The sequence below is a fragment of the Acinetobacter sp. YH12155 genome (assembly GCF_013418255.1).
Classification (GTDB): Bacteria; Pseudomonadota; Gammaproteobacteria; order Pseudomonadales; family Moraxellaceae; genus Acinetobacter; species Acinetobacter indicus.
Genome location: NZ_VPCK01000014.1, coordinates 16,969 through 43,042, shown reverse-complemented (window position 1 = coordinate 43,042; position 26,074 = coordinate 16,969). Strand labels below are relative to the sequence as shown.

The following is a 26,074-nucleotide window of genomic DNA, read 5'->3' as shown; positions in this document are numbered from 1 at the left end:
GAGAGTGCAATGGGGGCGTTGAACTTTAGTTCATCTGCGATTAAAAGGTATTTGTACTTGCCTGAAAGTTGATTTAGACTCTCGCAAAAATGAGGTGAATTTATTCGCGTGCCAGGCAAAATGACTTGCCTGAAACGACAGGAAATAGAGTGATTTACCTTAGATGAAGATTGATTGATTAGTTCAGTAGGCAGCATTACACTACCTCAATCATAAAATATAAAAACGCGTTAGCTGGAGAATACGCATGTCAGCTCAGTTTGATCATGTATCAGTGGTAAAAAAATCCAATGTTTATTTTAGCGGGCTCTGCATTAGTCATACGGTACAATTTGAAGATGGCACCAAAAAGACGCTAGGTGTGATTTTACCGACTGAACAAGCCTTAACTTTCGAAACGCATGTTCCTGAACGGATGGAAATTATTTCAGGTGAATGTCGTGTGCAAATCGCCGATAGTGAAGAAAGTGAGCTTTTCCGTGCCGGTCAGTCCTTCTATGTACCGGGCAACAGCCGTTTTAAGATTGAAACTGATGATGTACTGGACTACGTTTGTCATTTAGAAGGCTAAGCATTTTTAGCTCAAATCGGTTAAACTAGGCCGACACAGAAATCCTGTAAAGTTTCCTTTGCAGGATTTTTCTTTTGGATTTACAGCACAGCGTTGAGGTCATTCATGGCAAAACCAGAATATTATTATGGCGTTCATTCGGTAGAGTCATTGTTAGAACTTGAACCGGAGCGTGTATTAACCCTGTTTACCCTCAAAGGTCGTGATGACCAGCGTTTACAGCGTATTCTGGAACTGGCAGAGCCGTTTGGTATTAGCGTACAAAAAGCCAGTCGTGACAGCCTGGAAAAACTGGCCGGTTTGCCATTTCATCAGGGCGTGGTGGCTGCGGTGCGTCCGCATCCAACCTTAAATGAAAAAGATTTGGAACAGCTGTTGCAGCAGTCCAATCAGCCACTGTTACTGGCTCTGGATCAGGTCACCGATCCGCATAATCTGGGCGCCTGTATCCGTACGGCAGCAGCCATGGGTGTAGAAGCGGTGATTGTACCGCGTGACCGTTCAGCCAGCCTGACCCCAACGGCGCGTAAAGTGGCTGCTGGTGGCGCCGAGAAAGTTAAATTTATTCAGGTTACCAATCTGGCCCGTACTTTGGGGCAAATCAAAGAGCAGTTTAATGTGCGCGTGGTCGGCACCATGCTGGATGAAAAAGCCTTGCCGATCCAGAAGTTTGACTTCACCGGTACGGCGGTGTGTGTGGTGATGGGAGCCGAAGATACCGGTTTGCGCCCAATCACCCAGTCGCAGTGCGATCAAACCGTATATATCCCGATGATGGGCAATCTGCAAAGCCTGAATGTTAGTGTGGCCACTGGTATGGCGCTGTATGAAGCCTGCCGTCAGCGTCAACCGGCTTAAGCGCTCTTTCCATCTTAATGATCAACGCACGCCAGCAAGGCTATCTGTTACTGGCCATCACCATGTGTATTTGGGGTGGCTTTACCCTGAGTACCCGTTTAAGTGCCCTGTGGGGCATTAGTGCTTGGGATCTGGTGGCCTTGCGTTTTATGTTGGCCTTTTGCCTGCTGATGCCGGTTTTGCTGTATCGCAAAGATACGGCATTTTTATGGACCCGACAGTCCTTTATCCTGGCGATGATTGGCGGTGTCGGTTACTGCCTGACGGCTTATAGTGCATTTCATTTTGTGCCAGCGGCGCATGCGGCGATTTTCTTGAATGGCTGTATTCCCTTATGTACTGCACTGGCGGCCTGGTTGCTGTTTCGACAGCCCTTTGACCGGCATACCTGGATCAGCGTATTGATCATGCTGCTGGCGATTGCTGCCATGAGTCTGCTGATGTATCAGGAAACCGGTGTCGCTTTCGGTTTTGGCGATCTGCTGTTTTTCCTGAGTGCCTTGTGGTGGGGCGTCTTTACGGTGCTGTTGCGGCAATGGAAGCTGTCGGCCTGGCATTCTATGGCCAGTGTAGCCATCTGGTCAGCTTTGGTGTATGTACCTATTTATTGGCTATTTTTTCCGAAAAACCTGAGTGGTCCTGAACCACTGCATTTAATTGGTCAGACCCTGTTTCATGGAATTTTTGTGGTGATTATTGCCACGCTCAGCTATGTCGAAGCGATTAAGCGTTTAGGTGCTTTTAAGGCTGGCAGTATTGTGACCTTGGCACCGTTTATTGCCGCTATTCTGGCGGTACCGTTACTGAATGAGCCATTGAGCCTGGCGATTGTCTGTGGTCTGCTTGGTATGGGCATTGGGGCGTTACAGCCTTGGCGCTGGTGGGGCCGGAAAGACAGCTTAAGCCAGCAAATCGAACGACAAAACAAGCCGTCTTAAACCGACTGCTGCTGTTGCGCCAAAGTCATATAGTGTTGATGTAAGGGTTGAAGCTGGGCATAGAGATGCTCCAGATGACCATCATTCAGCACAATATCATCTGCCCGCTGGCGTTTGTCTGCGCGTGACATCTGTACCTGAATAATCTTGCGAATTTGTTCAATACTTTGTCCATCGCGTTGTGAGGCGCGTTGAATCTGCAGTTCTTCAGAGGCATCAATTAACAGGTTGCGCTGGGTCAGTTCATGCTGGTTGCTTTCAAATAACAGTGGAGACACCAGCACCACATAGGCACTGCGGGCTGCCTGTAACTGCTGGATGATCGACTGGCGAATGGCCGGATGGGTAATCGCTTCCAGGGTTTTGCGTGCTGCCGGTTCTTTAAAAATATGCTCGCGTAAGGCACGGCGGTTGAGCTCGCCATTGAGCAGGACCCAGTCGCCAAAGGCCTGATGAATCTGGGTCAGGGCCGGCTGGCCTGGCTCAACCACTTCACGTGCCACCACATCTGCATCGACCACCACAATGCCTTGGGTTTCAAACCAGTGACTTGCTGCCGATTTACCGCTGCCAATGCCGCCAGTTAAACCCAAAACAAATGTCATCCTGTTGTCCTTATTGACCTAAATAAAGCTTCATGATTGCATCACCCCACAAAAAGGCGATCCAGCCGGCAATGGCAATATAAGGGCCAAAGGCAAAAGGCTGGTTCTCTTTGCGGATTTTCAGCAAAATAATGCCAATGATTGCACCAACCAGAGAAGATAGCAACACAATCAGCGGCAGCATCAGCGGGCCCATCCAGGCACCTAAGGCGGCCAGCAATTTAAAATCGCCATAGCCCATACCTTCTTTGCCAGTCACCAGCTTAAACAGGTAATACACCACCCACAGACATAAAAAGCCAATGATATATCCCCAAATGGCAGAGCTAGCGGAGGTGTACAGGGCATAGCTGTTCACCCCCAAGCCGAGTGCAGCCAGGGGGAGGGTATAGCGGTCAGGCAGCAGCTGGGTGTCAAAATCAATAAAGGTCAGGGCAATTAACACATAGGTCAACACCAGGCCAAACAGCATTTGCAGGGTCGGGCCAAAAACCGCGACTACGGTTAAGGCACACACTGCGGTCAGCAGTTCAATAAAAGGATAACGAATACTGATCGGGTTTTGGCATTGGCCACATTTGCCACGTAGAAGCAGCCAGCTGATTACTGGAATATTCTGATACCAGCGAATCGGGCTGTGGCATTTCGGACAGGTCGAGGCTGGCTGACTGAGGCTGATTTTGCTTTCATCAATGATGGCCTGTTCAGGATGCAGCAGCATTTGACAGTCATTGCGCCATTCCTGTTCCATCATTTTTGGCGTGCGGTAAATCACCACATTCAGAAAACTGCCAATACATAAACTAAAAATCCCAACTACGAAATACAGCGCAGTTGGGTGTTGAATCAGATAATGAATGAATTCTTGCATTAAACCACAGAGCCCATTTGGAAGATTGGGAGATACATCGCGACCACCAGACCGCCGACCAGAATCCCGAGAACGGCCATAATCAGTGGTTCCATCATCGAGGTTAAGCCATCGACGGCGTTATCGACTTCGTTTTCGTAGTGGGTCGCGACTTTATCCAGCATCGCATCCAGCGCACCGGATTCTTCACCAATCGCAACCATCTGCACGGCCATCGAAGGGAATTTATCCGTGACCCGCATGGCAAACTGCAACTGCTGACCGGTGGCGACATCTTCACGGATTTTCATTACCGCTTCTTCATAAACCACGTTGTTGGTGGCGCCGGCAGTGGATTCCAGTGCATCAATTAAGGGAACACCGGCAGCAAAGGTGGTGGCCAGGGTACGGCTATAACGCGCAATAATCGCTTTATAGACCAGATCACCAAAAATTGGCGCTCTCAGGGCGGCTTTGTCCAGCAGGTCACGGAATTTCTTGCTGCGTTTCTTGGCTTCCAGAAAAGCTGCAATGGCAAAGCCGATGACAATAATCAGCACAAACCAGTATTTCTGGGTCCACTGCGACATATTTACCACCATTTTGGTGAAGGCCGGTAAGTCGGCACCAAAAGAGGTGAAGAGTTCTTCAAATACCGGTACCACTTTGACCATCAAAATAATCGTGACAATCACGGCCACCACAATCACCGTTGCCGGGTATTTCATGGCTTTCTTGATTTTTTGTTTGAGTAATTCGCTCTTTTCTTTATAGATCGCTACCCGGTCCAGCATAGTTTCTAGAGCACCCGACTGTTCACCCGATTCAACCAGCGAGCAAAACAGATTATCGAAATGTTGCGGATATTTACGCAGTGCACCAGCAAAGGTATTGCCCCCTTCGACTTCGCCTTTAATCCCCAATACCACTTCACGCATGGCCGGGTTTTCCAGACCTTCAGCCACAATTTCAAAGCTTTGCACCAGCGGTACACCGGCTTTCATCATGGTCGCCAGCTGGCGGGTAAAAATCGTGATGTCCAGGGTCGAGACTTTTTTCTTCATCAAGCCTTCAAGAATATTTTTCTTCTTCTGGCGGATGGTTTTGATGGTGATCCCTTGCTTGCGCAACGTGACCTTGGCCAGCGCCATATTACGTGCTGGCAGTTCCCCTTTAAGTTTTGCCCCTTTGCGGTCAATCCCTTCATAAATAAAGGTGGGCATCATCTGTGCTTTTTTGACAGCCATGCGTGTTTATCCTTATTTTAAATGCTTCATCTATTCGCTGGTCACACGATTCACTTCCTGTAAAGAAGTGACCCCCTGCATGACCTTGATTAATCCTGAACGGCGTAAATTGTTAAACCCGGATTTTGCCGAGGCTGCTGCAATCTGCAAGGCATTGCCATCTTCCATAATAATGCGTGAGATTTCCGGGGTGACTTTCATCACTTCATAGACCCCGACACGGCCTTTATAACCTTCACGACATTCCGGGCAGCCAACCGGCTGATACAGCTGGAACTCTGGCTGGTTTAAATCTTCTTCGGTAAAGCCGAGCTCCAAGAGGCTCTGGCGTGGAATCTCCACCGGGGCCTTGCATTTCTGACACAGACGACGTGCCAGACGCTGGGCAATCACCAGGTTCACCGAGGTGGCGATGTTAAATGAGGGGACGCCCATGTTGCGTAAACGGGTCAGGGTTTCGGGTGCACTGTTGGTGTGCAGCGTCGACATGACCATGTGACCGGTTTGTGCAGCTTTAATAGCAATTTCTGCAGTTTCCAGATCACGGATCTCACCGACCATAACAATATCCGGATCCTGGCGCAGGAATGATTTTAGTGCTGCGGCAAAGGTCAGACCCACTTTCGGATTGACGTTGACCTGATTAATCCCTTCCAGGTTAATTTCCACCGGATCTTCGGCGGTAGAAATATTGGTGTCTTCGCGGTTGAGGATATTTAAGCCGGTATATAAAGACACGGTTTTACCGGAACCGGTCGGACCGGTAATCAGTAACATGCCTTGTGGTTTGTCCAGCGCCTCCATAAACAGCTCTTTTTGCTCCGGTTCATAACCAAGTGCATCAATCCCCAGCATGGCGCTAGATGGATCGAGAATACGTAGTACAATTTTTTCTCCAAACAGGGTCGGCAATGAGTTGACACGGAAGTCGATGGCTTTGTTTTTTGACAGCTTGAGCTTGATCCGGCCATCCTGCGGAATACGTTTTTCTGAGATGTCCATTTGTGACATAACTTTTAAACGTGAGGCGAGGCGTGTGGCCAGCTGTAACGGAGGATTGGCAATCTGGCGCAAAACGCCGTCAATCCGGTAACGGACCCGGTAGCTTTTTTCATAAGGCTCGAAGTGCAAATCCGAGGCGCCCATACGGATTGCATCGACCAGTAACTTATTAATATATTTGACGATTGGGGCTTCATCGCCTTGTGGCTCATCGTCATCTTCTTGTGTTTCGGGAGCGTTGTCGCCAACTTCCAGATCAAAGTCTTCATCAAAGTCAAAGGTGCTGTCTTCGGTAAAGTTCTGTTCAATCAGCCGTTCCAGCTTGTCATGCTCAACAATCACCACTTCAATATTCAGCTTGCTGTTAAAGCGGATCGCATCAATGGCTTCGATATTGGTTGGGTTACTGGTAGCAATATAAAGCTGATTGTGACGTCGGAAAATGGGCAGAATCCGGTATTTGGTGAACAGTTTTTCATCCAGACCTTCACGTACAATCAGACGCGAATCGTACACGGCTAAGTCAAAAATCGGCTCACCAAATTCATAGGAAATTTTTTCAGCAATAGTCAGCGGTGAAATCTGCAACTGCTGAATTAAATACGGCACAATATCGGTCTCAGCTTTTCTTGCCGCGACAATGGCTTGCTGCATATTTTCAGCCGTCACAAGCCCTTCTTCGACCAGTCGCCGAATAAAACCTGTAAATCTAGGCATTGCTTGTTGTACTGACATTCCCCAACGTCCTTAAAAAAAATCAAAAAAGTTTGTTTATAATTGGTATCACAAAATTATACTTTTGTTGCATAAAAATACCATATCTGAAAATGATGTCACCACCTAAGTATCCCCTAAAAGCATGAACCAGTCGCAATTAATCGGCAAAGATTTTTGTTAAGCCGGTGTTCGGATGGGCCTATTTAGACTGCAAATCTAAAAATGCCGCAACAAATTGTTCTGTCCTGAACCGATTTACGTGTAGAATGTGCGCGATTGAAACATAGGTATTTGAATAGGTATTGTATGTCGGGTTCGGCGATTACGCCTTGGGTGATTGGCAATTGGAAAATGAACCCAGTGCAAGCAGAAGCGCAACAGCTGGTTTCAGAATTTAAAACATTATTAGAACAGCAGGCCATTGATGCCGCACAGTGTCATTTAGGGGTTGCACCGGTTGCAATCGCATTGGGCAGTGTTCAGGAGCAGCTGAAAACTGCGGTACGTCCGGTGTATACCGTGGCACAAGATGTTTCACGTATTGCCGGTTTAGGTGCTTATACTGGTGAGGTGAGTGCCGAGCTATTAAAAGACAGCCAGATTGGCTTTGTACTGGTCGGTCACTCAGAACGCCGTGAAATTTTTGCTGAAAATCTGCAAATTCTAAATGCAAAAATTCAAAATGCACTGGCAGCCGGTCTGACCGTAATTTACTGTGTCGGTGAAAGCCTGCAGCAGCGTGAAAGTGGCCAGGCCGAGCAGGTGGTGTTACAGCAGATTTGTGACATTGCGGCAGTGGTCGAGGCAGAGCAGTGGCAGAATATTGTAATTGCCTATGAGCCAATCTGGGCCATTGGTACTGGTAAAACCGCTTCGCCTGAAGATGCGCAGGCCATGCATGCCAAAATTCGTGAAGGTCTGACCCAGCTGACCAGCTATGGTCCGCAAATGGCTATTCTGTACGGTGGTAGTGTTAAGCCGGAAAATGCAGTAGAGTTAGCAGCCTGCCCAGATATTAATGGCGCGCTGGTCGGCGGTGCTTCTTTAAATGCAGCATCGTTCCATCAAATTGCGCAGGCCTTTGCCAATACACAATAATTAGGAGTTCAGCATGCAAACTTTTGTGCTGGTAGTACATATTATTTTAGCCGTCTTGATGATTGTGCTGATTCTGGTTCAGCACGGCAAAGGGGCAGATGCTGGTGCTTCTTTTGGTGGCGGCGGTGCGGCGACCGTATTTGGTGCCTCTGGTTCGGGTAATTTTATGACCCGTTTGACTGGAATTTTAACGGCTTTGTTCTTTATCACCAGTCTGACCCTGGCGGTATTTGCCAAACAGCAAACCACCGATGCCTACAGTTTAAAATCAATTCCGGCGACCACAACTGCGCCGGCAACATTGCCTGATTCTTCACCAACTACACCTCAAACTGGCGAATAATTGCAATTAGGCCTTTATTTTTCGCGGTGATGCGACTAGAATGCGTCACAGCTGCGGTGGTGGTGGAATTGGTAGACACGCTACCTTGAGGTGGTAGTGCTTTCGGGCGTGGGGGTTCAAGTCCCCCCTTCCGCACCAAACTTATAATCCAGAACATAAGTTTGGTGTATGCAGCAAAACTTCTGTTGATGCGGGATGGAGCAGTCTGGTAGCTCGTCGGGCTCATAACCCGAAGGTCGTTGGTTCAAATCCAGCTCCCGCTACCAATCAATCCTTTTTAAAGATGCAAACTTTAAAAGGCGGCTTAAGTTTCTTGAGCTGAGAAGAGTTATTTGTACGCTGATGCGGGATGGAGCAGTCTGGTAGCTCGTCGGGCTCATAACCCGAAGGTCGTTGGTTCAAATCCAGCTCCCGCTACCATTTTTAATGGTTGAGTAATATATTTCATGTTGGTTGAATCTGACGCTTGTTACTCATTCTTCAGCGATAAATAACGCCATATACAGGACATACGATTTTCATTGAAAATTGCGCATATTTTGTATATAATTTTTGCACGTTGATGCGGGATGGAGCAGTCTGGTAGCTCGTCGGGCTCATAACCCGAAGGTCGTTGGTTCAAATCCAGCTCCCGCTACCAAGTTTCTTAAGAGGCTCACAACAAGGTGGGCCTTTTTGCACAGTGGACATTGGTTTTTCTGTGTAATAATAGGGGCGATTTACGCCCTTTTTTATTGGCTATCGTGTAGTGTCGATATGAGCCGGATACGGCATAAACTCAAGTGTCATGTTTCACTACTACTATAGCTTGAATGAGACTGTAGTGGTCAGATCAGGCCATTGAATCGCACCCATATGACGAGAGTAAATGAAGCTATCAAATAAAACCCAGGCACTCCAGGACTTGATTGCACCCGCAGTTGCAGCCTGTGATGTAGATTTGTGGGGAATTGAATTCCTGCCACAAGGTAAACGCTCACTATTGCGTATTTATATCGACAAAGCGGTTGATGAAAATGCCGCACCGGTCCTGAATGAAGACGGTGAACTCGAGCAGGGTCGTGGTGTAGGCGTACAGGATTGTGTGCGCGTGACTCAGCAAGTGGGCGCCATTTTGGACGTTCATGATCCGATCTCAGGTGAGTATGCACTCGAAGTGTCTTCACCAGGTTGGGATCGTCCGTTTTTCCAGCTGGAACAGCTTCCTGCCTATATTGGCCAGACCATCGCCTTGCGTTTGATTAGCGCGGTAGAAAACCGTCGTAAATTCCAGGCGAAACTGGTGGCAGTTGACCTTGAAAATGAAACCATTCAGGTTGAAGTTGAAAAACAGCAAGTGTTGGAAATTGACAGCCACAATATCGATAAGGCCAATCTGGTTTATCAAGATTAATTCAATAAATAAGAATCTAAAATAGGTGACTTATGGCACGCGAAATTCTTACCGTTGTTGAAACGGTTAGTAACGAAAAAGGTGTAAGTCGTGAAGCAATCTTTGAGGCGCTAGAGCAGGCTCTTGTTGCTGCGACGAAAAAGAAATTTTACGAAGGCACAAATGCGGAAGAAGCACGTTTACGTGTAGAAATCGACCGTAAAACAGGCGACTACCGTACTTTCCGTCAATGGGAAGTGGTGGCGGATGAAGATCATGAAATGCCAGCATGTCAGGATGCGATTTCTGATGTCGATCCGGCACAGTGGTCGATTGGTGACATTCGCGAACTTGAAGTGGAATCAATTGATTTCGGTCGTATTGCAGCACAAATTGCCAAGCAGGTAATTGTTCAGAAAATTCGTGAAGCAGAACGTGCGCTTGTTGCCGATGCTTATGAAGCCAAAGTGGGCGAGCTGATTTACGGAGAAGTGAAGAAGCAGACCAAAGATGGCTTTATCATTGATTTAGGTGACAATGCCGAAGCGTATCTGGCACGTGAAGAAATGATTCCAAAGGAAATTCTGCGTCCAAAACAGCGCGTGAATGCCATTTTATTTAACGTTAACCGTGAAGGTCGTGGTGCGCAATTATTATTGTCGCGTGCAAAACCTGAAATGCTGATGGCGTTAATGAAAAAAGAAATTCCTGAAATTTCTGAAGAAATCATTGAAATCAAGGCGGCTGCGCGTCAACCAGGCGTTCGTGCTAAGATTGCAGTGAAAACCAACGATCATCGTATTGATCCGGTTGGTGCATGTATTGGTATGCGTGGTACGCGTATCCAGGCAGTCCAGCAGGAACTTAATGGTGAACGTATTGATGTGGTGGTGTGGTCAGATGATCCGGCACAGTACATTGCCAGCGCTTTAGAGCCGGCTGATGTATCGAGTATCGTGATTGATGAAGATGCACGTACTGCTGACATTATTTTTGCCACCAGCGATCAATTGGCCCGTGCCATTGGTTCACAAGGTCAAAACGTACGTCTGGCATCTGAACTGACCGGTTATAAACTGGACATGATGCTGGAAGAAGAATATTACGCGCGTCAGCAAAATGAAGCGCAGCAATATCTGGATATGTTTGTATCGCGTTTGGACATTGCAGAGGACCTGGCGATGGCACTGGTTGAAATGGGCTTCACTTCACTGGAAGAGATTGCCTATGTACCAGCAGAAACATTTGATGAAATTGAGCTTGATGCCGAGCTGGTTGAATTATTGCAAAGTCGTGCCAAAGAAGTGGCTTTGGCAGATGCGTTAAAACAGCAAGAAAATATTCAGGATCCGAGTGACGAACTTCTGGCAATGGAAGGGATGACACAAGAGATCGCCTATGCGCTTGCTGCTCGTGGTGTAGTGACCGTTGATGACTTGGCAGACCAGGCCACCGACGATATCGCAGATATTGAAGGTCTAGGTGCTGACAAAGCGGGTCAACTCATTATGAAAGCACGCGAATCATGGTTTAACTAGGAGGTAATGTATGACGGACAAGACGATTAAAGAGTTAGCGCTCAGCGTAGGACGTCCAGTTGAGAAACTCCTGGAGCAGATTCGTGATGCAGGTTTACCGCAACGTAAAGCTGACGACATTATTTCCACTGAACAACAAGATACCCTCGTGACCCACTTGAAAAAAGTACATGGTCAAGATGCGGGTAATGCAGGACAAATCACGTTGAAACGTAAAACTACCAGTACTGCTAAAGTGGCAAGTACGTCAGGTAAGGCGAAAACGATTAATGTAGAAGTGCGCAAGAAGCATACATTTGTTAAGCCAGACCCTGAGCAAATCAAAGCAGAAGCTTTGGCCAAAGCACAGGCTGAAGCAGAAGCCAAAGCAGCTGAACAGCAAGCCCGTGAACCGGCGAAGCCAAAAGCTGCGCCAGAAGCGGCCAGTAAAGGCGAATCTAAAGCCAAACAGGCCTTAGAAGCGATGCGTGCTGCTGCGAAACAGGAAACTGCCAAACAGGAAACGTCTAAAGCCGCTGTGGTGGTGAAGCGTAAATCAACCAACAAGCCAGTGGTGAAAGCCCAGGTTAAAGTGGTTGAAACGCCTGAGCAAAAACGCGCCCGTGAAGAACAGGCAGCACAGTTGAAAGCGACTGAAGAAGCTGCACGTCGTAAGGCAGCTGAAGAAGCGCAGCAACGTACCCTTGAGCAAATGCGTAAAATGGCATCGAAGTATTCATCTGATGATGCTGCACCGACCATTCGCGTAATTGATGATTCTCCATTGGCCGCAGGTCTGGTGGGTCAGGCGTATGAAGATTCATTTGCCAAAGAAGACCGTGAAATCAAACGTGGTGGCGGAACCAAAGATACCCGTGGCCAGAAGAAAGGCGGCCGTCGTGGTGAAGAACAGTCATTCCGTGACAACTCGCATAAACGTGGTTTAAAAACCAGTCAGGCCAACAAGCATGGCTTTGAAAAACCGGTAAAAAAACAGGTTTATGATGTAGAAATTGGTGAAACCATTATTGTGGCTGACTTGGCTGCGAAAATGGCAATTAAAGTACGTGAAGTAATCAAGACCCTGATGAAGATGGGTGAGCTGGTCACACAAAACCAGGCCATTGATCAGGATACTGCGGTGCTTGTGGTTGAAGAAATGGGCCACAATCCGGTGCTGGTGTCTGAAACTGCGGCAGAAGACAACCTGCTGGAAGCGGCTGAAGAAGCACGTGGTGAGCAAACTACGCGTCCACCTGTTGTTACCATCATGGGTCACGTTGACCATGGTAAAACCTCGCTTCTGGACCGTATCCGCCGTGCTAAAGTGGCACAAGGCGAAGCCGGTGGTATTACCCAGCATATCGGTGCTTACCATGTGACAACAGACAAAGGTATCATCACCTTCCTGGATACTCCGGGTCACGCCGCGTTTACCGCGATGCGTTCACGTGGTGCCAAAGCGACTGATATCGTGGTGTTGGTGGTTGCAGCAGATGATGGCGTGATGCCACAAACTGCAGAAGCGATTGACCATGCGCGTGCAGCGGGTACGCCAATCATTGTTGCCATCAACAAGATGGACAAAGATTCAGCTGATCCAGACCGCGTACTGAACGAATTAACCACCAAGGAAATCGTGCCTGAAGAATGGGGCGGTGATGTTCCAGTCGCCAAAGTTTCCGCGCATACCGGTGCCGGCATTGACGAATTACTTGACCTGATTTCAATTCAAGCAGAAATGATGGAATTGAAAGCCTCTGAAGAAGGTGCAGCACAAGGTGTGGTGATTGAAGCACGTGTTGATAAAGGCCGTGGTGCAGTGACCTCGATTCTGGTTCAAAACGGTACCCTGAAAGTGGGTGACTTGGTACTTGCCGGTTCATCTTATGGCCGTGTACGCGCCATGACCGATGAAAACGGTAAACGCATCAAGTCTGCTGGTCCATCAATTCCAGTGGAAATTCTGGGTCTGCCAGAAGCGCCAATGGCGGGTGATGAAGTACTGGTGGTCAATGACGAGAAGAAAGCGCGTGAAGTTGCTGATGCGCGTATGGATCGTGAACGTCAGAAACGTCTTGAGCGTCAGTCTGCAATGCGTCTTGAGAACATCATGGCGTCTATGGGCAAGAAAGATGTGCCGATTGTGAATGTGGTACTGAAAACTGACGTACGTGGTACGCTGGAAGCATTACACGTGGCACTGGCCGAGCTTTCAACGGATGAAGTGAAAGTCCGTGTGATTGGTTCAGGTGTCGGTGCGATCACTGAATCTGACGTAACGCTGGCTGAATCTTCAGAAGCGGTACTGCTGGGCTTTAACGTTCGTGCCGACAATACTGCACGTCAAAAAGCCGATGCTGACGGTATCGACATCCGTTACTACTCGATCATCTATCAATTGATTGATGACGTGAAAGATGCGATGAGCGGCAAGCTGGCACCAGAACACCGTGAAACGATTCTGGGTGTGGCTGAAGTCCGTGAAGTATTCCACTCAAGCAAGTTCGGTGCAGCAGCAGGCTGTATGGTACTGGAAGGTACTTTACACCGTAACAAGCCGATTCGCGTATTACGTGATGATGTGGTGGTGTTCCAGGGCGAACTTGAATCTCTGCGTCGTTATAAAGACGTGGTGGAAGAAGTCCGTGCCGGTATGGAATGTGGTCTTGCAGTCAAAGGCTATAAAGACATCAAAGTACAAGACAAGATTGAAGTGTACGATGTCCAACTAATTAAACGGAGTCTTTAATGGCGGGTAGTCAGCGTCTTAAGCGAATGGCAGATACGGTACAACGCGAGTTGTCCGACCTGATCCGCCAGGAGCTGAAAGATCCACGTCTGGGTGGTCTGGTGACCATCTCGGCGGTGAAAGTCAGCCCAGATTTAGGCTATGCCGAAGTGTATGTGACCGTAATGGGTCGTGAACTTGGCGATGAGCAAAGTGAAGCGGCAAACAAGGAAACCCTGGATGTGCTTAACAAAGCCTCCGGTTTCCTGCGCCATGAGCTGAGCCGTCGGATCAAGACCCGGATTACGCCGCGTTTGCGTTTCCATTACGATAAAACCAATGCCTACGGTAACTATATGTTTGGTCTGATTGCAGAAGCAGTAAAAGATTTACCAGCTGCCGATGCAAAAAAAGATGAAGAATAAGTAGGCCAGCAGGTCTATGCAAAAAAAGCCACCTTCGGGTGGCTTTTTTTATGTCATCCGTAATTGCTTAACTTGCTTATCTTCCAGCAGAAACAAGCGCTTTAAGATTGCAATCAGGCAAGGGCAGGGCGGTTGAGACAGCACATAAAAAACCTGACCAGGAACAATCCGGGTCAGGTTTTTTTAGAAGATGACGCGAAGACTTATTCGTCTTTAGAGGGTTTGATTCTGCCTAGTGGTTCACGATCACTAAAGGCACGGCGACGGCTACGCTGCCATGGCAGTGGTCGTTCCAGGGTTTCTGGGACTTCACCACTCATCGAGCGCAGACGTAAATGCAGGGCTGCCTGTGCCATCAGGTTGGCCGATACTGGCGCGGTAATAAAGGCAAACAGGGTAATCAGCACTTCGGCAAAACCGAAGCGACCCAGATAAGCCGAATAAATAATGGCAGCAATCAGGAAGCTGCCCAGACCTAAGGTACTGGACTTGGTCGGGGCATGCAGGCGCATAAACAGGTCCGGCAGACGAATCATGCCAATCCCGCCAACCAGCATAAAGAAGGTGCCGATTAACAGGAAAATTGAGACCAGGATTTCCATCATCAGTTGCATGCTGTTCTCCTAATCAATCACGTGGCCAGAGGTGAAGTAACGGGCCAGGGCAGCGGTTGAAACAAAGCCCAGCATCGCCACCAGTAATGCACCTTCAAACAGTGAAGTGCTGGTCCAGTAAATGCCCAGCACCACAATCAGACAGGTTGCATTTAAAAACAGGGTATCCAGCGCCAGCAGACGATCCACAATTGACGGTCCCATAATCAGGCGAATCAGGCACATAAACATCGAACCGGCAATGGCAATCAGGCAGATGCCAAGCGCATAAGGCAATATCATCATGAGGCCGCTCCTGTCTTGACGTTAAAGATTTCAATCAGCGGCTGTTCATAACGGCTCTTGATCAGGGCAATTTCAGCTTCTTCATCATCGGTACTTAAGGCATGCACCAGAATATCGCCGCGGTCCTGGTCAATACCGGCCGTGACCGTCCCCGGCGTGGTGGTAATGATCATCGCCAACAGGGTATTGACCTGTTCATGCTCGGTCTCCAGCGGTACACGGAACCATTTCGGATGCAGCGCATCGGTGGGTCCCAGCACCTGTTTGGCGACACGGATATTGGACAGGATAATGTCCCAAACCACCACCCAGAACAGTTTAAAGGCTGGCACCCAGTGGATATTCGGGGTGCGGGCAATAAACGGTTTGACCATCAATGGAATCAGGATACTCAGGATCAATGCCATCAGCAGATTGCCGGCAGAAACACTATGTGCCAGTAACAACCAGCTAATGGCCACAATCACCGAAACAAAGGGATGTGGCAGCCAGATATCCCAAAACGATGTCTTTTGCATAGTTATGGCTCCATAGGTTTAAGTTGTGGCAGGTCGTTGCTGGCGGCGTCCTGCTCAATCTGCTGATTGATCTGACGTTGTTTATAGTCCGATATATGCTCACCTTCCAGTGTATTTGGACTGATCACATACGGAATCAGCTTGGCATTCGGGTCCGGTTTTTCACCACTGTATTTGGTTTCTGGCAAATAGTTCGGATCATAAGGCTGGACGCTAATCACCTGACCGGTTTCATCCTGCTTTAACACCGCCATTTCATACAGACGGTTGTTCTGCATTTGCTGGGCTGTGCTAAAGGCATAACGCTGGATTGGGTTGGCAAAAACCACATAAGCCACCAGTGCCGCCAATAACAGGTAAATGGCCTTGTCATTGCCTTTCGGTGCCTTGGCTGGCAGGGCCTGGTAGCTGTGATAGGCGTCATTGTCCGGATCATCTTCCGGACGCGATGCGCGCCAGAACAGGATAAAGCCAACCCGGGTCAGGGCCAGAATGCTGAGTAAACCGACCAGCAGCACCACCGCAATAATAATGCCCTGATAAGGCGCATCAGCGGTGGCCTGTAACAAGAACACCTTACCGAGGAAGCCACTAAAAGGCGGCAGGCCGGCAATCATCAGTGCAATCAGCAGATAGATAATAGACATCACTTTATGCTGTTTCATTTGCGGGGCGATATTAAAGTGATCCTTAAATTCACCGCGCTGCGCCGTGACCCAGCCGCAGAACAGATAGAAGGCCGCGGCAATTAAGGTACTGTGTACCAGATAATACAGCGCTGCTGTCCAGGCCTGGGTGCTAAACAGGGCAATCGCAATCAGGATGGTCCCAATCGACGACAGCATCATAAAACCGACAAAACGGCGTAAGCGTTCTGCCCCAATTGCGCCAATGACGCCATACAGTGAGGTAATCAGGCCAATTGGCAATAACCAGTTGCTGAGAATTTTCTGGCTCAGTTCATCATCAAAGACCGTCCCATTGACCCTTAAAATCGCATAAATCCCGACCTTGGTCATAATGGTAAAGATCGCCGCCACAGGGGTGGCTGCTACGGCATAGGTTTTCGGTAACCAGAAGCCGACTGGCAGCATCGCCGCTTTAATCCCGAACACAATAAACAGGATCAAGCCGCCGACCACCGCCAGACGATGCTGATCTTCTGCCAGCGTCGGTATTAAACGGGCCACATCGGCCATGTTGAGGCTGCCGACACTGCCGTAAATCATGCCCAGACCAATCAGGAACAGCGCTGAAGCCAGCAGGTTGATGGTGACGTAATGCACCCCAAGCTGAAAGCGCGGTTTGCCCTGACTGTGCAGCAACAGCACATACGAGGCCAGCAGCAGTACTTCAAAGAATACGAACAGGTTAAATAGGTCGCCGGTGAGGAAAGCCCCACACAAGCCCATCATCAGGAAATGGAACATGGCATGGAAGTAGCGGCCACGTTCATCCCATTGCTGACAGGCGAACCACAGCACTGGTAAGGCCAGACCGTAAGTCAGCACCAGCATTAGCGCAGACAGCTGATCCAGCACCAGTACAATCCCGAATGGAGCTGACCATTCGGACAGGTTGTAGACGGTAATCTGGCCAGTTTTGGCCAGCATCAGATAGCTGATCGCCAAACCCAGTCCGAGAATAGTGGAAATCAGGCTGATGCCACGACGCCACGGCTGGCGCCAGTCATACGACAGCGAACCCGAACCCGGGTTGCCCAGCAGCACCAGAATAAAACCGGTAAAGGCCGGCAGCAGGATGCTGAGAATAGGAGTGTGTTGCACCCAGAATTGGATAAAGTCATGCATTATGGCTCATCCTCACGTGGGTCAAGTAAAGCAGGATCATCTTTGGCATCCACATGGTCGGTTCCCGATTCATAACGGCTGCGTAAGGCCAGCTGCACCACAAAGGCAGTGGTGGCAAAGCCAATTACAATAGCAGTCAGCACCAGTGCTTGCGGTAAAGGGTCGGTGGATTGTACTGCCGTGGTTAAAATGGCCGGCGCATTCAGCTGAATCCGGCCCATGGCGAACAGGAAAATATTGACTGCATAACCAATCATGGCCAGGCCCAGTACCACCGGAAAGGTACGTGCCCTTAAGATCAGGTACACGCCGGTGGCGACCAGTAAACCTACAGAGGTTGCGACTAAAAATTCGATACTAATCATGCTTACCCCCGAGGAATTGGACCAGACATACTGGAGTGACGCGAGTCGCCCAGCACGGAAATCAGCAACATGGTTGCCCCGACAACGGTAACGTAAACTCCGACATCAAACAGTGCCGCTGAAGCCAAATGCAGTTCACCAATCACCGGCGGATTGACATAAATATGCGCGCTGGTCAGGAATGGACGACCCCAGAACCAGGCTGCAATCCCGGTCAGGCCGGCAATGGTCAGACCGGAACCAATCCAGATTTCATATAAACGTCCGGATTTGGCTTTCAACATTTGCTCGGTTTGGTCCTGACCAATGGCAATGTACTGAATGATCAATGCCATTGACGTGACCAGTCCGGCAATAAAGCCGCCGCCTGGCAGGTTGTGCCCGCGCAGGAAAATATACAGGCTGACCACTAAGGCCACCGGTAAAATCCAGGAAGCAGTCATGCGCAGCATCAGTGGAGATGGATTAAAACGATAGGTCAGACCCTGCGTCATGGTGGTGCCGTGGGCACGCATACCATCCATCAGGCAGAGGGCACCAATGGCAGCAATACCGAGTACGGTAATTTCACCGAAGGTATCGAAGCCACGGAAGTCGACCAGAATCACGTTGACCACGTTGGTACCGCCGCCCAGTGGAATCGACTGCTGGTTAAAGAACCATGAAATCGAGTTGTGATCACGGGTCATGATTAACCAGGCCAGCCAGCTGATGCCAGCACCGGCCAGAATTGCAATTCCGGCATCGCGCCAGCGGCGGGTGCTGCTTGATTCATACGGGGTTAATTGTGGCAGCAGTGACAGGCTCATCAGTAACAGCACGGTGGTCACCACATCGACGGTAATCTGGGTTTGGGCCAGATCCGGAGCCGACAGGGTTACAAAGATCATGGTTACCACCAGACCGACAGCACCACTGATTAATACGGCTTTAATCCGTTCATGATGGAACCACAGCATCATCCAGCAGGCACTGAATAATAATAGCCACAAGACAATGGCAATCGCAGGTGCCTGGGTCAGCTCACGCGTACCGGTACCAATCCCCTGATTCAGCAGCGGCACCGACACCAGTGCAATGGTAAACACCAGAATCCAGAACAGATAACTTTGTAGGGAGCCGTTTTCGGTGAGGCGTTTAAAGCGGCGCGAGTTCAGCAATAGGCCTTTTAAGAACAGGTCAAATAACACCCGTCCCTGTAAACGCCCCAATGCCGGATCGAGATCAATCTCGCGGATACGGCCGCCTTTGGCCAGGGCAAAATACATCACCAGACCGCCCACCAGCGCAATCACACTCATTAGCAATGGCAGGTTCAAGCCGTGCCAGATGGCCAGATGGGTGCCTTCAAAATTCATCAGCTGGGTACTGGTACGGGTGGTGCTATTGACCAGATGCTCAACCAGCAGGGCAGGGAACAGGCCGACCGCAATACATAAAATCGCCAGAATCAGGGCCGGTGCGCGCATGCCCATTGGCGGTTCATGTGCATCTTTATTGGGTACGTCTTTGCCAATCGGGCCATCGAAGAACACGCCATGCACTAAGCGCACCGAATAGGCCACGGCAAAAATACCGGCCAGTGTCGCGACAATTGCCGAGATCACCACCACCGGTCCGCTTAAATTGGCCAGCAGTTCGGTAAAGAACATTTCTTTGGACAGGAAGCCGTTGAACAGAGGCACACCTGCCATCGACGCAGCCGTAATCATGGTCAGCGTACCGGTAAACGGTAACAGCTGCCATAAGCCACTCAGTTTGCGTAAATCACGGGTGCCGGATTCATGGTCAATAATCCCGGCAATCATGAACAGCGCCGCTTTAAAGGTGGCGTGGTTGATAATATGGAAAATGGCTGCAGCCACGGCCAGCGGAGAACCAATCCCGAGCAGGCAGACAATCAGGCCCAAATGGCTGATGGTGGAATAGGCCAGCAGACCTTTCAGATCTTCTTTGAAAATGGCAAAGAAAGCCGCGATACACAGGGTAAACAGACCAACAAAGGTCACCAGATTATGGTACAGCGCTGCGCCGGCAAAAATTGGCAGCAGACGTGCCAGCAGGAAAATCCCGGCTTTCACCATGGTCGCGGAGTGCAGATAGGCCGATACCGGCGTTGGTGCCGCCATGGCATTCGGCAACCAGAAATGGAACGGGAACTGGGCACTTTTGGTAAAGGCGCCGAGTAAAATCAGCAATAAACTGGGTACAAACAGCGCATGGCTTTGAATCTGATCGGTCATGGTCAGAATCTGGTCTAGCTCATAGGTGCCGGTGATCTGTCCGAGCAGGACAAAACCACCGAGCATAGCCAAGCCACCCATGCCGGTAATGGTCAGGGCCATACGTGAGCCGCGTTGAGCCGCTTCGTAATTGCTCCAGTAACCCACCAGCAGGAAGGAGGAAATACTGGTCAGTTCCCAGAACACCAGCAGGATAATCAGGTTATTCGACAATGAAATCCCGAGCATGGCTGCCATAAACAGCATGAGCAGGAGATACAGTTTGCTGAGGGAGTTTTTGGGGCTTAAATAATAATAAGCATAAATAAAGATGAGGGTACCGATACCGGTAATCAGCAAAGAAAATAATAAACCTAAAGCATCCAGGCGAAAGCTTAAATCAATCCCTAACTGGGGTAGCCACGACCATGACTGAATGATGGTGGCGCCATTAAAGACATCCTTTGCTTGAGTCAGTAACAGGATCAGACTGCTTAAACTGACTCCTATCGCCCCTAAAGCCGTTACCCCGCGCGAGAATTGCTTCAGCCACGAGACAAGGGTTGTGCCAAGTACCAGCGGTAGCAATATAATAATCGATAGCACACTCGTATCCATTGTCTTGATAGGTTCAAAACCTAAGGGTGAATCTTATCTTTCAAGGATTACAGGAATGCAAGGAGCAGTCCAAAATACTCAATCTTGAAAGCCGAAAAATAGAATTATGTCTAAATAAACAAGTTGTGTTGCGCAACTTGAGAAACTTATAGAAAATCGGATTTTACTATAAAAATATAAATCTGATTGATTTTATTACATGAATAAAACAACATCAATTTGTTTTTGCGCACACGGCAGACATTATACGCCGCCGAACTTTTTTCAGGATGAAATTGTTAGATCAGACCGGATTTTTTCGGCTGATTTTCCGATATTCCCCTCTATTCAAAGCCGTATTTAAGGCAACGGATGCGGGGTCGAGGTGTCATCATCATTTTGCAGCCGTTTCAGCAAGGCTTCCTGCTGTTCGGCATTTAAATGCTGCTGAATCTGCTGATAGAGGTCCTCCACGCTGGCCGGCTCCTGTACCGCTTCACTCAGGCTTTCATCGCTGCTGCTGGCTTCAGTCTGCATAAACTGGGCATAAATGGCGTCGAGCTGTTCCTGCACCGGTTGCAAATGAATTGGATGCAATTGCTGCTGATCCAGCCTTAAACATTGATAGTCTTCGGCATTTTCCAAGAGTGCCGTGCGGTTACCGGTGGCAATAATCTGCAGTGCCGGAAAAGCCTGATGCAAACGCGCCAGAATTACCGAGGCCATATCCTGATCGAGCTGATGATCGACCTGATCAATCAGCAGAATGCCGTCGCCTTCTAGAGTTGGATACAGACTATAAGGATTCAGCAGACATAAACGCCGCACAATATCGCCGACCAGTGCAATCCAGTTGCGGATACTGTTGGACAGCTGCTGATAGAGCTGGGTTTTGCCCTGATAGGTGACCATCAATTGCAGTTTCGGATGATATTGCAGATAAATCTGGCTCAGTTCCGGCAGCACAATTTGTAGTGCATCGCGCAGGGCCTGCAGACTTGGCGCGTGCATCTGGGCATGTGCCTGCATCAGTTTGTCACGCCGTGGAGGTTCTGCGTCGGGATGCTGCGGATGTAATAACTGTTCAATCAGCTGGGCGCTCTGGGCGTTTTCAATATCGGAAATTTCCCGGAACCACTCAAAGAAGCGTGTAAAGGTGGTGAAGGGGATGGCCGAAATTTCATAGGCATGTGCGGCCTGAAAAATCAGCGGATTGTTTTTACTTAGCAGATTGACTTCATTGACAAAACGTTCGGCCGGGTAATAGGCAATTAATGGCAAGCCTTGTAGCGGGTCCTGTTTTACCGCCTGCTGGTACAGGCTGACCATTTTTTCCAGTTTCTGGGTTTCGGTCTTGCTGACCCCGACGCCGTTGCTGTTCAGGGTTTTGTACAGCTGCCAGTCGCAGCACTGACGGTCCTGCTGCTGGGCATCGCTGCTTTCCGGCAGGCTGCCAATGTCTTTGGGAAAACACACGCACAGGTCAATTTTGGACTGCAGCCGGGTGTGCATAATGTCCTGATCAAGCATGACCAGTCCGGAGGTGCGTAAATCTTTATAGCGGGCAGCAAACCAGGTCAGTGCCTGATAGGTGAAGCGCAGTAGCGAGGTTTTACCGGAACTCTGATTGCCCAGAATTAAGGCCACAGGCTGTTGCTGCGGATGCAGTTGTAGCTGAAGGTCGGTAAAGTGGGTGATGTGCTTGAACTGGACAGACTGAATTTTCATGGGTCACCTGCATGCTTTAACCCACCGCCTTACGCAAGGACACCGGCATCTGCTGTTTCAGCTGTTGCACCAGATCGTAAATATGATGGATATTTAAGCTTACTTTAGCACGTGTGCAGGCCACGTACAGTAATCGTAACTCTTCATCACTAATTTTATGATCGCGTTCATTGACCTTGAACTGATAGTCATCTTCCAGATGCACGCGGTCCCATTCCAGCCCTTTGGCTTTGTGCGCGGTTGAAATAATATAGTCCGCCTGACCAATCGGGGTGATTTTGGCCAGCGCCTTTTTCAGCGGATCGGTACCATGATCATCCACCAGTTTTACCAGCGGCTTAATGTCGCTGCCTTCATTGGTTTCGCAATATTCATGTACATCGTGCCAGGAGTTAAACCAGGCCAGTTCCGGCACATCGGTGACGCGGCGGCCCTGTTTCAGCATACTGGCGGCATCGACAAAGCGGTTCAGTTTGACATGATCGGCCTGCAGGCTGACCTTGTCACCATGTACCAGACCGGCCAGCAGCAATTCCATCGCCCGGGCATTGGTGCGGCATAAAATCGCATCACGCTGTTTGGTATGCGGCTTGTTCACCACTTTGGAATGTAAATCCGGGTTGCCGAGCAGCGGCACGGTTTCATTTAAGCCGCCGAGAATGGCATTGGCGGTCATGGCGATGTCCGGACCAAAACGGAATGAGGTGGTTAAGCGCGACTCCGGCAAAGGCAGTTGCTGCATGGCGTTGATGGCACCGCGCCAGGCATAAATTTGCTGATGGGCATCGCCCACATAAATCACCTGGGTGTTGCGTTGTTTGAGCAGAATCCCCAGCATTAGCGGGTCGGCATCTTGCGCTTCATCAAACAGCACATAATCGGCCGGAATATTCGGTTCCGACAGTGCCCACAGTTTCAGGTAAATATCATGACCGATTCCGGCCTGATGGTTCGGATCTATCGATTCCAGCCAGCGCCGTTCTACTGCCGGATACAAATGTTTTTGCAGCAGCTCGGCATCATCAGGATGTAGCCAGTTCGGTGCCTGAATATGGCGTGGTGCCGGATATTGCGAGCTGGTCGAGCAGAAATAGCCAACTGCATTGGCCACCAGACTGGCCAGCCGTGACGGCATCAGCACATATTTTTCATAGCGGCCGCCCATCATCCGGCGCAGGGTAATCGGCTCGAGACGATATTCCTTGGCAATAAAGCTTGGACTCAGGCGCGGCAGGCGCAGTTTGTCGGTGACTCCACGTGGAACACTACGAAAGGCCAGCGAGTGAAAGGTGCGACAATCGACATTGCGATGAAACTTGTGTTGTGCTTCTGCGGCAATGGATTTGTTAAAGGCCAGATACATGCCACGCCGCTCCGGCATGGCTTCACTGATCATCTGCAAGGTGGTGGTTTTCCCTGTGCCGGCATAGGCAATCACTTTGAACGATTTGCCCAGACGTGCGTTATCAATGGCAGTGGCCTGCTCATAGGTGGCGGTTGGTTTCTTCAGCTCAGACACAGGGCGACAGCTTAAGCCTGAGGACGGTTGGCTTTTTCCACCAGACCGGATAAGCCCTGACGGCGCGCTAGTTCATTCAGAATCAGTTGCGGGTCCAGATTGAAATAGCCGAGCATGACCAGACTGTGGAACCATAGATCGGCCACTTCATAGATCAGGTCATTTTTATTGTCTTCATAGGCTGCAGCCTGATATTCCTTGGCTGCCAGAATGGTTTCTACGCTTTCTTCACCAACTTTTTCCAGAATCTTGTTCAGGCCTTTGTGATACAGTTTGGCCACATACGAAGAATCCGGATCGGCGGCTTTACGTTCAGCCATCATTTTGCCTAAATAGCTCAGAATTTCGACCTGTTCAGATTGCGCAGTGGAGGCATTCATGGCCAGGGTGTGCGGATTGCTGGACTTCTCGCCATAAATCGCATTCGGGTCTTTCAGCTGCGCATCAACAATTTCCCAGCCATTCGGAGTCAGTTTGCGATAGAAGCAGGATTCACGGCCGGTATGGCAGGCAATGCCGCCATGCTGTTCAATTTGCAGGATAATCACATCGGCATCGCAGTCCAGACGGATTTCATGCACGGTCTGGAAATGACCGGATTCTTCACCTTTGTGCCAGAGTTTATTGCGCGAACGGGAAAAATACACCGCCTGATTTTTTTCTGCGGTTAAGGCCAGCGCTTCGCGGTTCATCCAGGCCACCATCAACACCCGACCGGTTTGATGATGCTGTGCAATGGCTGGCACTAATCCCTGTTCGTTAAATTTTACTTCATCGAGCCATTGCAAGTTATTCATGAGTATGTCACCAAAATTTGTCAGAAAAACGAGATTTACGCCAGTGCGCAAACGCTATAGTGTACGGTATCTGACCGGCTTGCAGGAAAAAATCTTTGCCTATTTTCGCTCAGGATGTTACCACCCTAACATTCATTTATCGTCCTGTTTAAAGCGGCTGTAACACCTCCGGCAAACACTGCTTTTCGACCAGTTCTAAAAACTCATCGCCCAGGCGCTGACTTTCCGCAATACATTGCTTCCACAGCTGAATGCGCTGTGCCTGATCCATACCTTTTAAATTAAAGTCTTTGCGGTCGGGTAGGCGGCCCAAGGGTAAAGACTGTAAATATTCGGCTGATGGTGAAATCAGCAGGGTCCGTGCATGATTGTCCGGATTGGCCTTGCGGTGTTTCAGCATTTTGTCGAACCAGCCTGGGGTAATGCTATCGGTAAAATGCGGATACAGCACCAGTCCCTGACTCTGAAACGGCAGGTCAATATGATAGTCAATCAGGCCGCCATCGCGGTAGCTGCCCGGCGCTTCCGGAATATCCCGAATTGCGGACATCACGCCCGGAATTGAGGCCGAAGCCATCAGCCAGCTGGTGACATTGTCCGGCGTTAGCGCATGATAATGGGTAAAGAAATCATCCTGCACCTGAAACTGGTTGCCTTGAGCTGGCTGGCTGATCACGCGCTGCATAAACAGGCGGTTGTGTTTGCGCGCCAGTGCATTGCCGCTGACAATACCAGCCACCGAGGCCAGTAGGGCCAGTGCACGGTCACTCTGGAAAATGTGCTGCGCTTTTACCGAGAGCACGGTCAGATGATAATCCGGATGATCGACCAGCTGCTGTGCCTTGCCATCGACCAGATTCAACAGCATATCGCGGCAGACATGACTGACGTCCTGCCGTGACATTTTTTTATGAAAGCTCAGATTGGTATATAAGTCTGCCAGCCGTTCGGTACCTGCTTTGGCGCCCCAGGCCAGAATGCTGGCAAAACGCCAGCTGCCAATTGAAGAACCAATCAGGGTGCGGCGCTGCGCTGACTGCGGCAAAAACTCGCCAAAAATGGCCTGATCCAGTCCCTGAATACCAATACCTTTTGGACCACCGGCAGCACCCGGAATCATATCGACCTGATCGGGTTGTAGGCCCTGCTCGGCAATCAGCTGCCGGGCCAGATGACCGGCACGAAGGGTGAGGGCAGGTGGACGTTTTTGCAGAATCTGGATCATGGTCACTGGCCTAAAATAAACAGTTGTCTGTATTTTAGGCCAGTGACCAAGGCTCACAAGGGCAGGAATGTTCACTCTCTGACTGCTCAGTCATCCGGTATGTTATCTGCAATTGCAGG

The 26,074-nt window shown here is 49.5% G+C and carries 23 protein-coding genes and 4 tRNA genes; 13 read left to right on the top strand and 14 right to left on the bottom strand.

Annotation, left to right across the window (positions count from 1 at the left end; translation table 11 throughout):
• Nucleotides 1-247 precede the first annotated feature (247 nt).
• The 3 genes from FTU86_RS10005 to FTU86_RS09995 all read left to right on the top strand — a co-directional run bounded on the left by FTU86_RS10005 (nt 248) and on the right by FTU86_RS09995 (nt 2,367).
• Nucleotides 248-571 carry a pyrimidine/purine nucleoside phosphorylase gene (locus FTU86_RS10005; protein ID WP_075167606.1) on the top strand — a complete coding sequence of 108 codons (324 nt, stop codon included), beginning with the start codon at nt 248-250 and terminating at the stop codon, nt 569-571.
• A gap of 105 nt (nt 572-676) precedes the next feature.
• Nucleotides 677-1,429: a 23S rRNA (guanosine(2251)-2'-O)-methyltransferase RlmB gene (gene rlmB, locus FTU86_RS10000; RefSeq protein ID WP_005181769.1), complete on the top strand. Its 753-nt coding sequence runs from the start codon at nt 677-679 to the stop codon at nt 1,427-1,429.
• Between the two features lie 17 nt (nt 1,430-1,446).
• Entirely contained in the window at nt 1,447-2,367 is a 921-nt protein-coding gene (locus FTU86_RS09995) for a DMT family transporter (RefSeq protein ID WP_016659657.1), read from the top strand.
• Here the strand turns inward: FTU86_RS09995 and coaE are convergent.
• From coaE to pilB, 4 genes are read right to left on the bottom strand one after another with little or no spacing between them, the layout of a single operon-like run.
• Nucleotides 2,364-2,972 (bottom strand): dephospho-CoA kinase, encoded by a 609-nt coding sequence (gene coaE, locus FTU86_RS09990; RefSeq protein ID WP_075175011.1) that lies wholly within the window; start codon nt 2,970-2,972, stop codon nt 2,364-2,366. The genes FTU86_RS09995 and coaE overlap by 4 nt on opposite strands.
• A gap of 10 nt (nt 2,973-2,982) precedes the next feature.
• Nucleotides 2,983-3,843: an A24 family peptidase gene (locus FTU86_RS09985; RefSeq protein ID WP_005181774.1), complete on the bottom strand. Its 861-nt coding sequence runs from the start codon at nt 3,841-3,843 to the stop codon at nt 2,983-2,985.
• Entirely contained in the window at nt 3,843-5,069 is a 1,227-nt protein-coding gene (locus FTU86_RS09980) for a type II secretion system F family protein (protein ID WP_160241680.1), read from the bottom strand. Before FTU86_RS09980 ends, FTU86_RS09985 begins: the two co-directional genes overlap by 1 nt.
• A gap of 30 nt (nt 5,070-5,099) precedes the next feature.
• A complete protein-coding gene (pilB, locus tag FTU86_RS09975) occupies nt 5,100-6,806 on the bottom strand; it encodes a type IV-A pilus assembly ATPase PilB (RefSeq protein ID WP_075167609.1) in 1,707 nt (568 codons plus the stop codon).
• Between the two features lie 288 nt (nt 6,807-7,094).
• Here pilB and tpiA point away from each other — a divergent pair, with 288 nt between their 5' ends.
• From tpiA to FTU86_RS09925, 10 genes are all read left to right on the top strand, one after another.
• Nucleotides 7,095-7,886, top strand: a complete 792-nt coding sequence (gene tpiA, locus FTU86_RS09970) for a triose-phosphate isomerase (RefSeq protein WP_075167610.1) — start codon at nt 7,095-7,097, stop codon at nt 7,884-7,886.
• Nucleotides 7,887-7,899: 13 nt separating this feature from the next.
• Nucleotides 7,900-8,229 carry a preprotein translocase subunit SecG gene (gene secG / locus FTU86_RS09965; protein WP_005181783.1) on the top strand — a complete coding sequence of 110 codons (330 nt, stop codon included), beginning with the start codon at nt 7,900-7,902 and terminating at the stop codon, nt 8,227-8,229.
• A 53-nt stretch (nt 8,230-8,282) separates the two neighbouring features.
• A tRNA-Leu gene (locus FTU86_RS09960) sits at nt 8,283-8,367 on the top strand.
• 51 nt (nt 8,368-8,418) lie between these two features.
• A tRNA-Met gene (locus FTU86_RS09955) sits at nt 8,419-8,495 on the top strand.
• 77 nt (nt 8,496-8,572) lie between these two features.
• A tRNA-Met gene (locus FTU86_RS09950) sits at nt 8,573-8,649 on the top strand.
• A 143-nt stretch (nt 8,650-8,792) separates the two neighbouring features.
• Nucleotides 8,793-8,869, top strand: a tRNA-Met gene (locus FTU86_RS09945).
• 228 nt (nt 8,870-9,097) lie between these two features.
• Nucleotides 9,098-9,622, top strand: coding sequence for a ribosome maturation factor RimP (rimP, locus tag FTU86_RS09940; RefSeq protein ID WP_005181784.1), 525 nt, complete (start codon nt 9,098-9,100; stop codon nt 9,620-9,622).
• Nucleotides 9,623-9,654: 32 nt separating this feature from the next.
• Nucleotides 9,655-11,139 (top strand): transcription termination factor NusA, encoded by a 1,485-nt coding sequence (gene nusA, locus FTU86_RS09935; protein WP_005181786.1) that lies wholly within the window; start codon nt 9,655-9,657, stop codon nt 11,137-11,139.
• A 10-nt stretch (nt 11,140-11,149) separates the two neighbouring features.
• Entirely contained in the window at nt 11,150-13,870 is a 2,721-nt protein-coding gene (infB, locus tag FTU86_RS09930) for a translation initiation factor IF-2 (protein WP_075167611.1), read from the top strand.
• Entirely contained in the window at nt 13,870-14,274 is a 405-nt protein-coding gene (locus FTU86_RS09925; RefSeq protein ID WP_005181793.1) for a ribosome-binding factor A, read from the top strand. The genes infB and FTU86_RS09925 overlap by 1 nt, the downstream gene beginning before the upstream one ends.
• 203 nt (nt 14,275-14,477) lie before the next feature.
• On the opposite strand, the gene FTU86_RS09920 is transcribed toward FTU86_RS09925, so the two are convergent.
• From FTU86_RS09920 to FTU86_RS09875, 10 genes are all read right to left on the bottom strand, one after another.
• Nucleotides 14,478-14,888 (bottom strand): Na+/H+ antiporter subunit G, encoded by a 411-nt coding sequence (locus FTU86_RS09920; protein WP_005181795.1) that lies wholly within the window; start codon nt 14,886-14,888, stop codon nt 14,478-14,480.
• Nucleotides 14,889-14,897: 9 nt separating this feature from the next.
• The gene (locus FTU86_RS09915) at nt 14,898-15,173 is read right to left on the bottom strand and encodes a monovalent cation/H+ antiporter subunit F (RefSeq protein ID WP_005181799.1); all 276 of its coding nucleotides are present in this window, start codon (nt 15,171-15,173) and stop codon (nt 14,898-14,900) included.
• The gene (locus FTU86_RS09910) at nt 15,170-15,691 is read right to left on the bottom strand and encodes a Na+/H+ antiporter subunit E (RefSeq protein WP_005181800.1); all 522 of its coding nucleotides are present in this window, start codon (nt 15,689-15,691) and stop codon (nt 15,170-15,172) included. The genes FTU86_RS09915 and FTU86_RS09910 overlap by 4 nt, the downstream gene beginning before the upstream one ends.
• A gap of 2 nt (nt 15,692-15,693) precedes the next feature.
• Entirely contained in the window at nt 15,694-17,502 is a 1,809-nt protein-coding gene (locus tag FTU86_RS09905) for a monovalent cation/H+ antiporter subunit D (RefSeq protein ID WP_180048503.1), read from the bottom strand.
• Nucleotides 17,502-17,867, bottom strand: coding sequence for a Na+/H+ antiporter subunit C (locus tag FTU86_RS09900; RefSeq protein WP_005181802.1), 366 nt, complete (start codon nt 17,865-17,867; stop codon nt 17,502-17,504). Before FTU86_RS09900 ends, FTU86_RS09905 begins: the two co-directional genes overlap by 1 nt.
• 2 nt (nt 17,868-17,869) lie before the next feature.
• Entirely contained in the window at nt 17,870-20,707 is a 2,838-nt protein-coding gene (locus tag FTU86_RS09895) for a monovalent cation/H+ antiporter subunit A (protein WP_180036776.1), read from the bottom strand.
• Between the two features lie 339 nt (nt 20,708-21,046).
• Nucleotides 21,047-22,414 carry an AAA family ATPase gene (locus tag FTU86_RS09890; RefSeq protein WP_104499594.1) on the bottom strand — a complete coding sequence of 456 codons (1,368 nt, stop codon included), beginning with the start codon at nt 22,412-22,414 and terminating at the stop codon, nt 21,047-21,049.
• Nucleotides 22,415-22,430: 16 nt separating this feature from the next.
• Complete coding sequence (locus tag FTU86_RS09885; RefSeq protein ID WP_005181808.1) at nt 22,431-23,933, bottom strand: UvrD-helicase domain-containing protein; 1,503 nt, start codon at nt 23,931-23,933, stop codon at nt 22,431-22,433.
• Nucleotides 23,934-23,944: 11 nt separating this feature from the next.
• Entirely contained in the window at nt 23,945-24,730 is a 786-nt protein-coding gene (hisIE, locus tag FTU86_RS09880) for a bifunctional phosphoribosyl-AMP cyclohydrolase/phosphoribosyl-ATP diphosphatase HisIE (RefSeq protein WP_075167616.1), read from the bottom strand.
• A gap of 148 nt (nt 24,731-24,878) precedes the next feature.
• Nucleotides 24,879-25,955: a patatin-like phospholipase family protein gene (locus FTU86_RS09875; RefSeq protein ID WP_005181814.1), complete on the bottom strand. Its 1,077-nt coding sequence runs from the start codon at nt 25,953-25,955 to the stop codon at nt 24,879-24,881.
• Nucleotides 25,956-26,074: the final 119 nt, after the last annotated feature.

Coding starts and splice junctions, on each gene's coding strand:
- FTU86_RS10005 (WP_075167606.1), top strand. CDS start 248: ATGTCAGCTCAGTTTGATCATGTATCAGTGGTAAAAAAATCCAATGTT.
- rlmB (WP_005181769.1), top strand. CDS start 677: ATGGCAAAACCAGAATATTATTATGGCGTTCATTCGGTAGAGTCATTG.
- FTU86_RS09995 (WP_016659657.1), top strand. CDS start 1,447: ATGATCAACGCACGCCAGCAAGGCTATCTGTTACTGGCCATCACCATG.
- coaE (WP_075175011.1), bottom strand. CDS start 2,972: ATGACATTTGTTTTGGGTTTAACTGGCGGCATTGGCAGCGGTAAATCG.
- FTU86_RS09985 (WP_005181774.1), bottom strand. CDS start 3,843: ATGCAAGAATTCATTCATTATCTGATTCAACACCCAACTGCGCTGTAT.
- FTU86_RS09980 (WP_160241680.1), bottom strand. CDS start 5,069: ATGGCTGTCAAAAAAGCACAGATGATGCCCACCTTTATTTATGAAGGG.
- pilB (WP_075167609.1), bottom strand. CDS start 6,806: ATGTCAGTACAACAAGCAATGCCTAGATTTACAGGTTTTATTCGGCGA.
- tpiA (WP_075167610.1), top strand. CDS start 7,095: ATGTCGGGTTCGGCGATTACGCCTTGGGTGATTGGCAATTGGAAAATG.
- secG (WP_005181783.1), top strand. CDS start 7,900: ATGCAAACTTTTGTGCTGGTAGTACATATTATTTTAGCCGTCTTGATG.
- rimP (WP_005181784.1), top strand. CDS start 9,098: ATGAAGCTATCAAATAAAACCCAGGCACTCCAGGACTTGATTGCACCC.
- nusA (WP_005181786.1), top strand. CDS start 9,655: ATGGCACGCGAAATTCTTACCGTTGTTGAAACGGTTAGTAACGAAAAA.
- infB (WP_075167611.1), top strand. CDS start 11,150: ATGACGGACAAGACGATTAAAGAGTTAGCGCTCAGCGTAGGACGTCCA.
- FTU86_RS09925 (WP_005181793.1), top strand. CDS start 13,870: ATGGCGGGTAGTCAGCGTCTTAAGCGAATGGCAGATACGGTACAACGC.
- FTU86_RS09920 (WP_005181795.1), bottom strand. CDS start 14,888: ATGCAACTGATGATGGAAATCCTGGTCTCAATTTTCCTGTTAATCGGC.
- FTU86_RS09915 (WP_005181799.1), bottom strand. CDS start 15,173: ATGATGATATTGCCTTATGCGCTTGGCATCTGCCTGATTGCCATTGCC.
- FTU86_RS09910 (WP_005181800.1), bottom strand. CDS start 15,691: ATGCAAAAGACATCGTTTTGGGATATCTGGCTGCCACATCCCTTTGTT.
- FTU86_RS09905 (WP_180048503.1), bottom strand. CDS start 17,502: ATGCATGACTTTATCCAATTCTGGGTGCAACACACTCCTATTCTCAGC.
- FTU86_RS09900 (WP_005181802.1), bottom strand. CDS start 17,867: ATGATTAGTATCGAATTTTTAGTCGCAACCTCTGTAGGTTTACTGGTC.
- FTU86_RS09895 (WP_180036776.1), bottom strand. CDS start 20,707: ATGGATACGAGTGTGCTATCGATTATTATATTGCTACCGCTGGTACTT.
- FTU86_RS09890 (WP_104499594.1), bottom strand. CDS start 22,414: ATGAAAATTCAGTCTGTCCAGTTCAAGCACATCACCCACTTTACCGAC.
- hisIE (WP_075167616.1), bottom strand. CDS start 24,730: ATGAATAACTTGCAATGGCTCGATGAAGTAAAATTTAACGAACAGGGA.
- FTU86_RS09875 (WP_005181814.1), bottom strand. CDS start 25,955: ATGATCCAGATTCTGCAAAAACGTCCACCTGCCCTCACCCTTCGTGCC.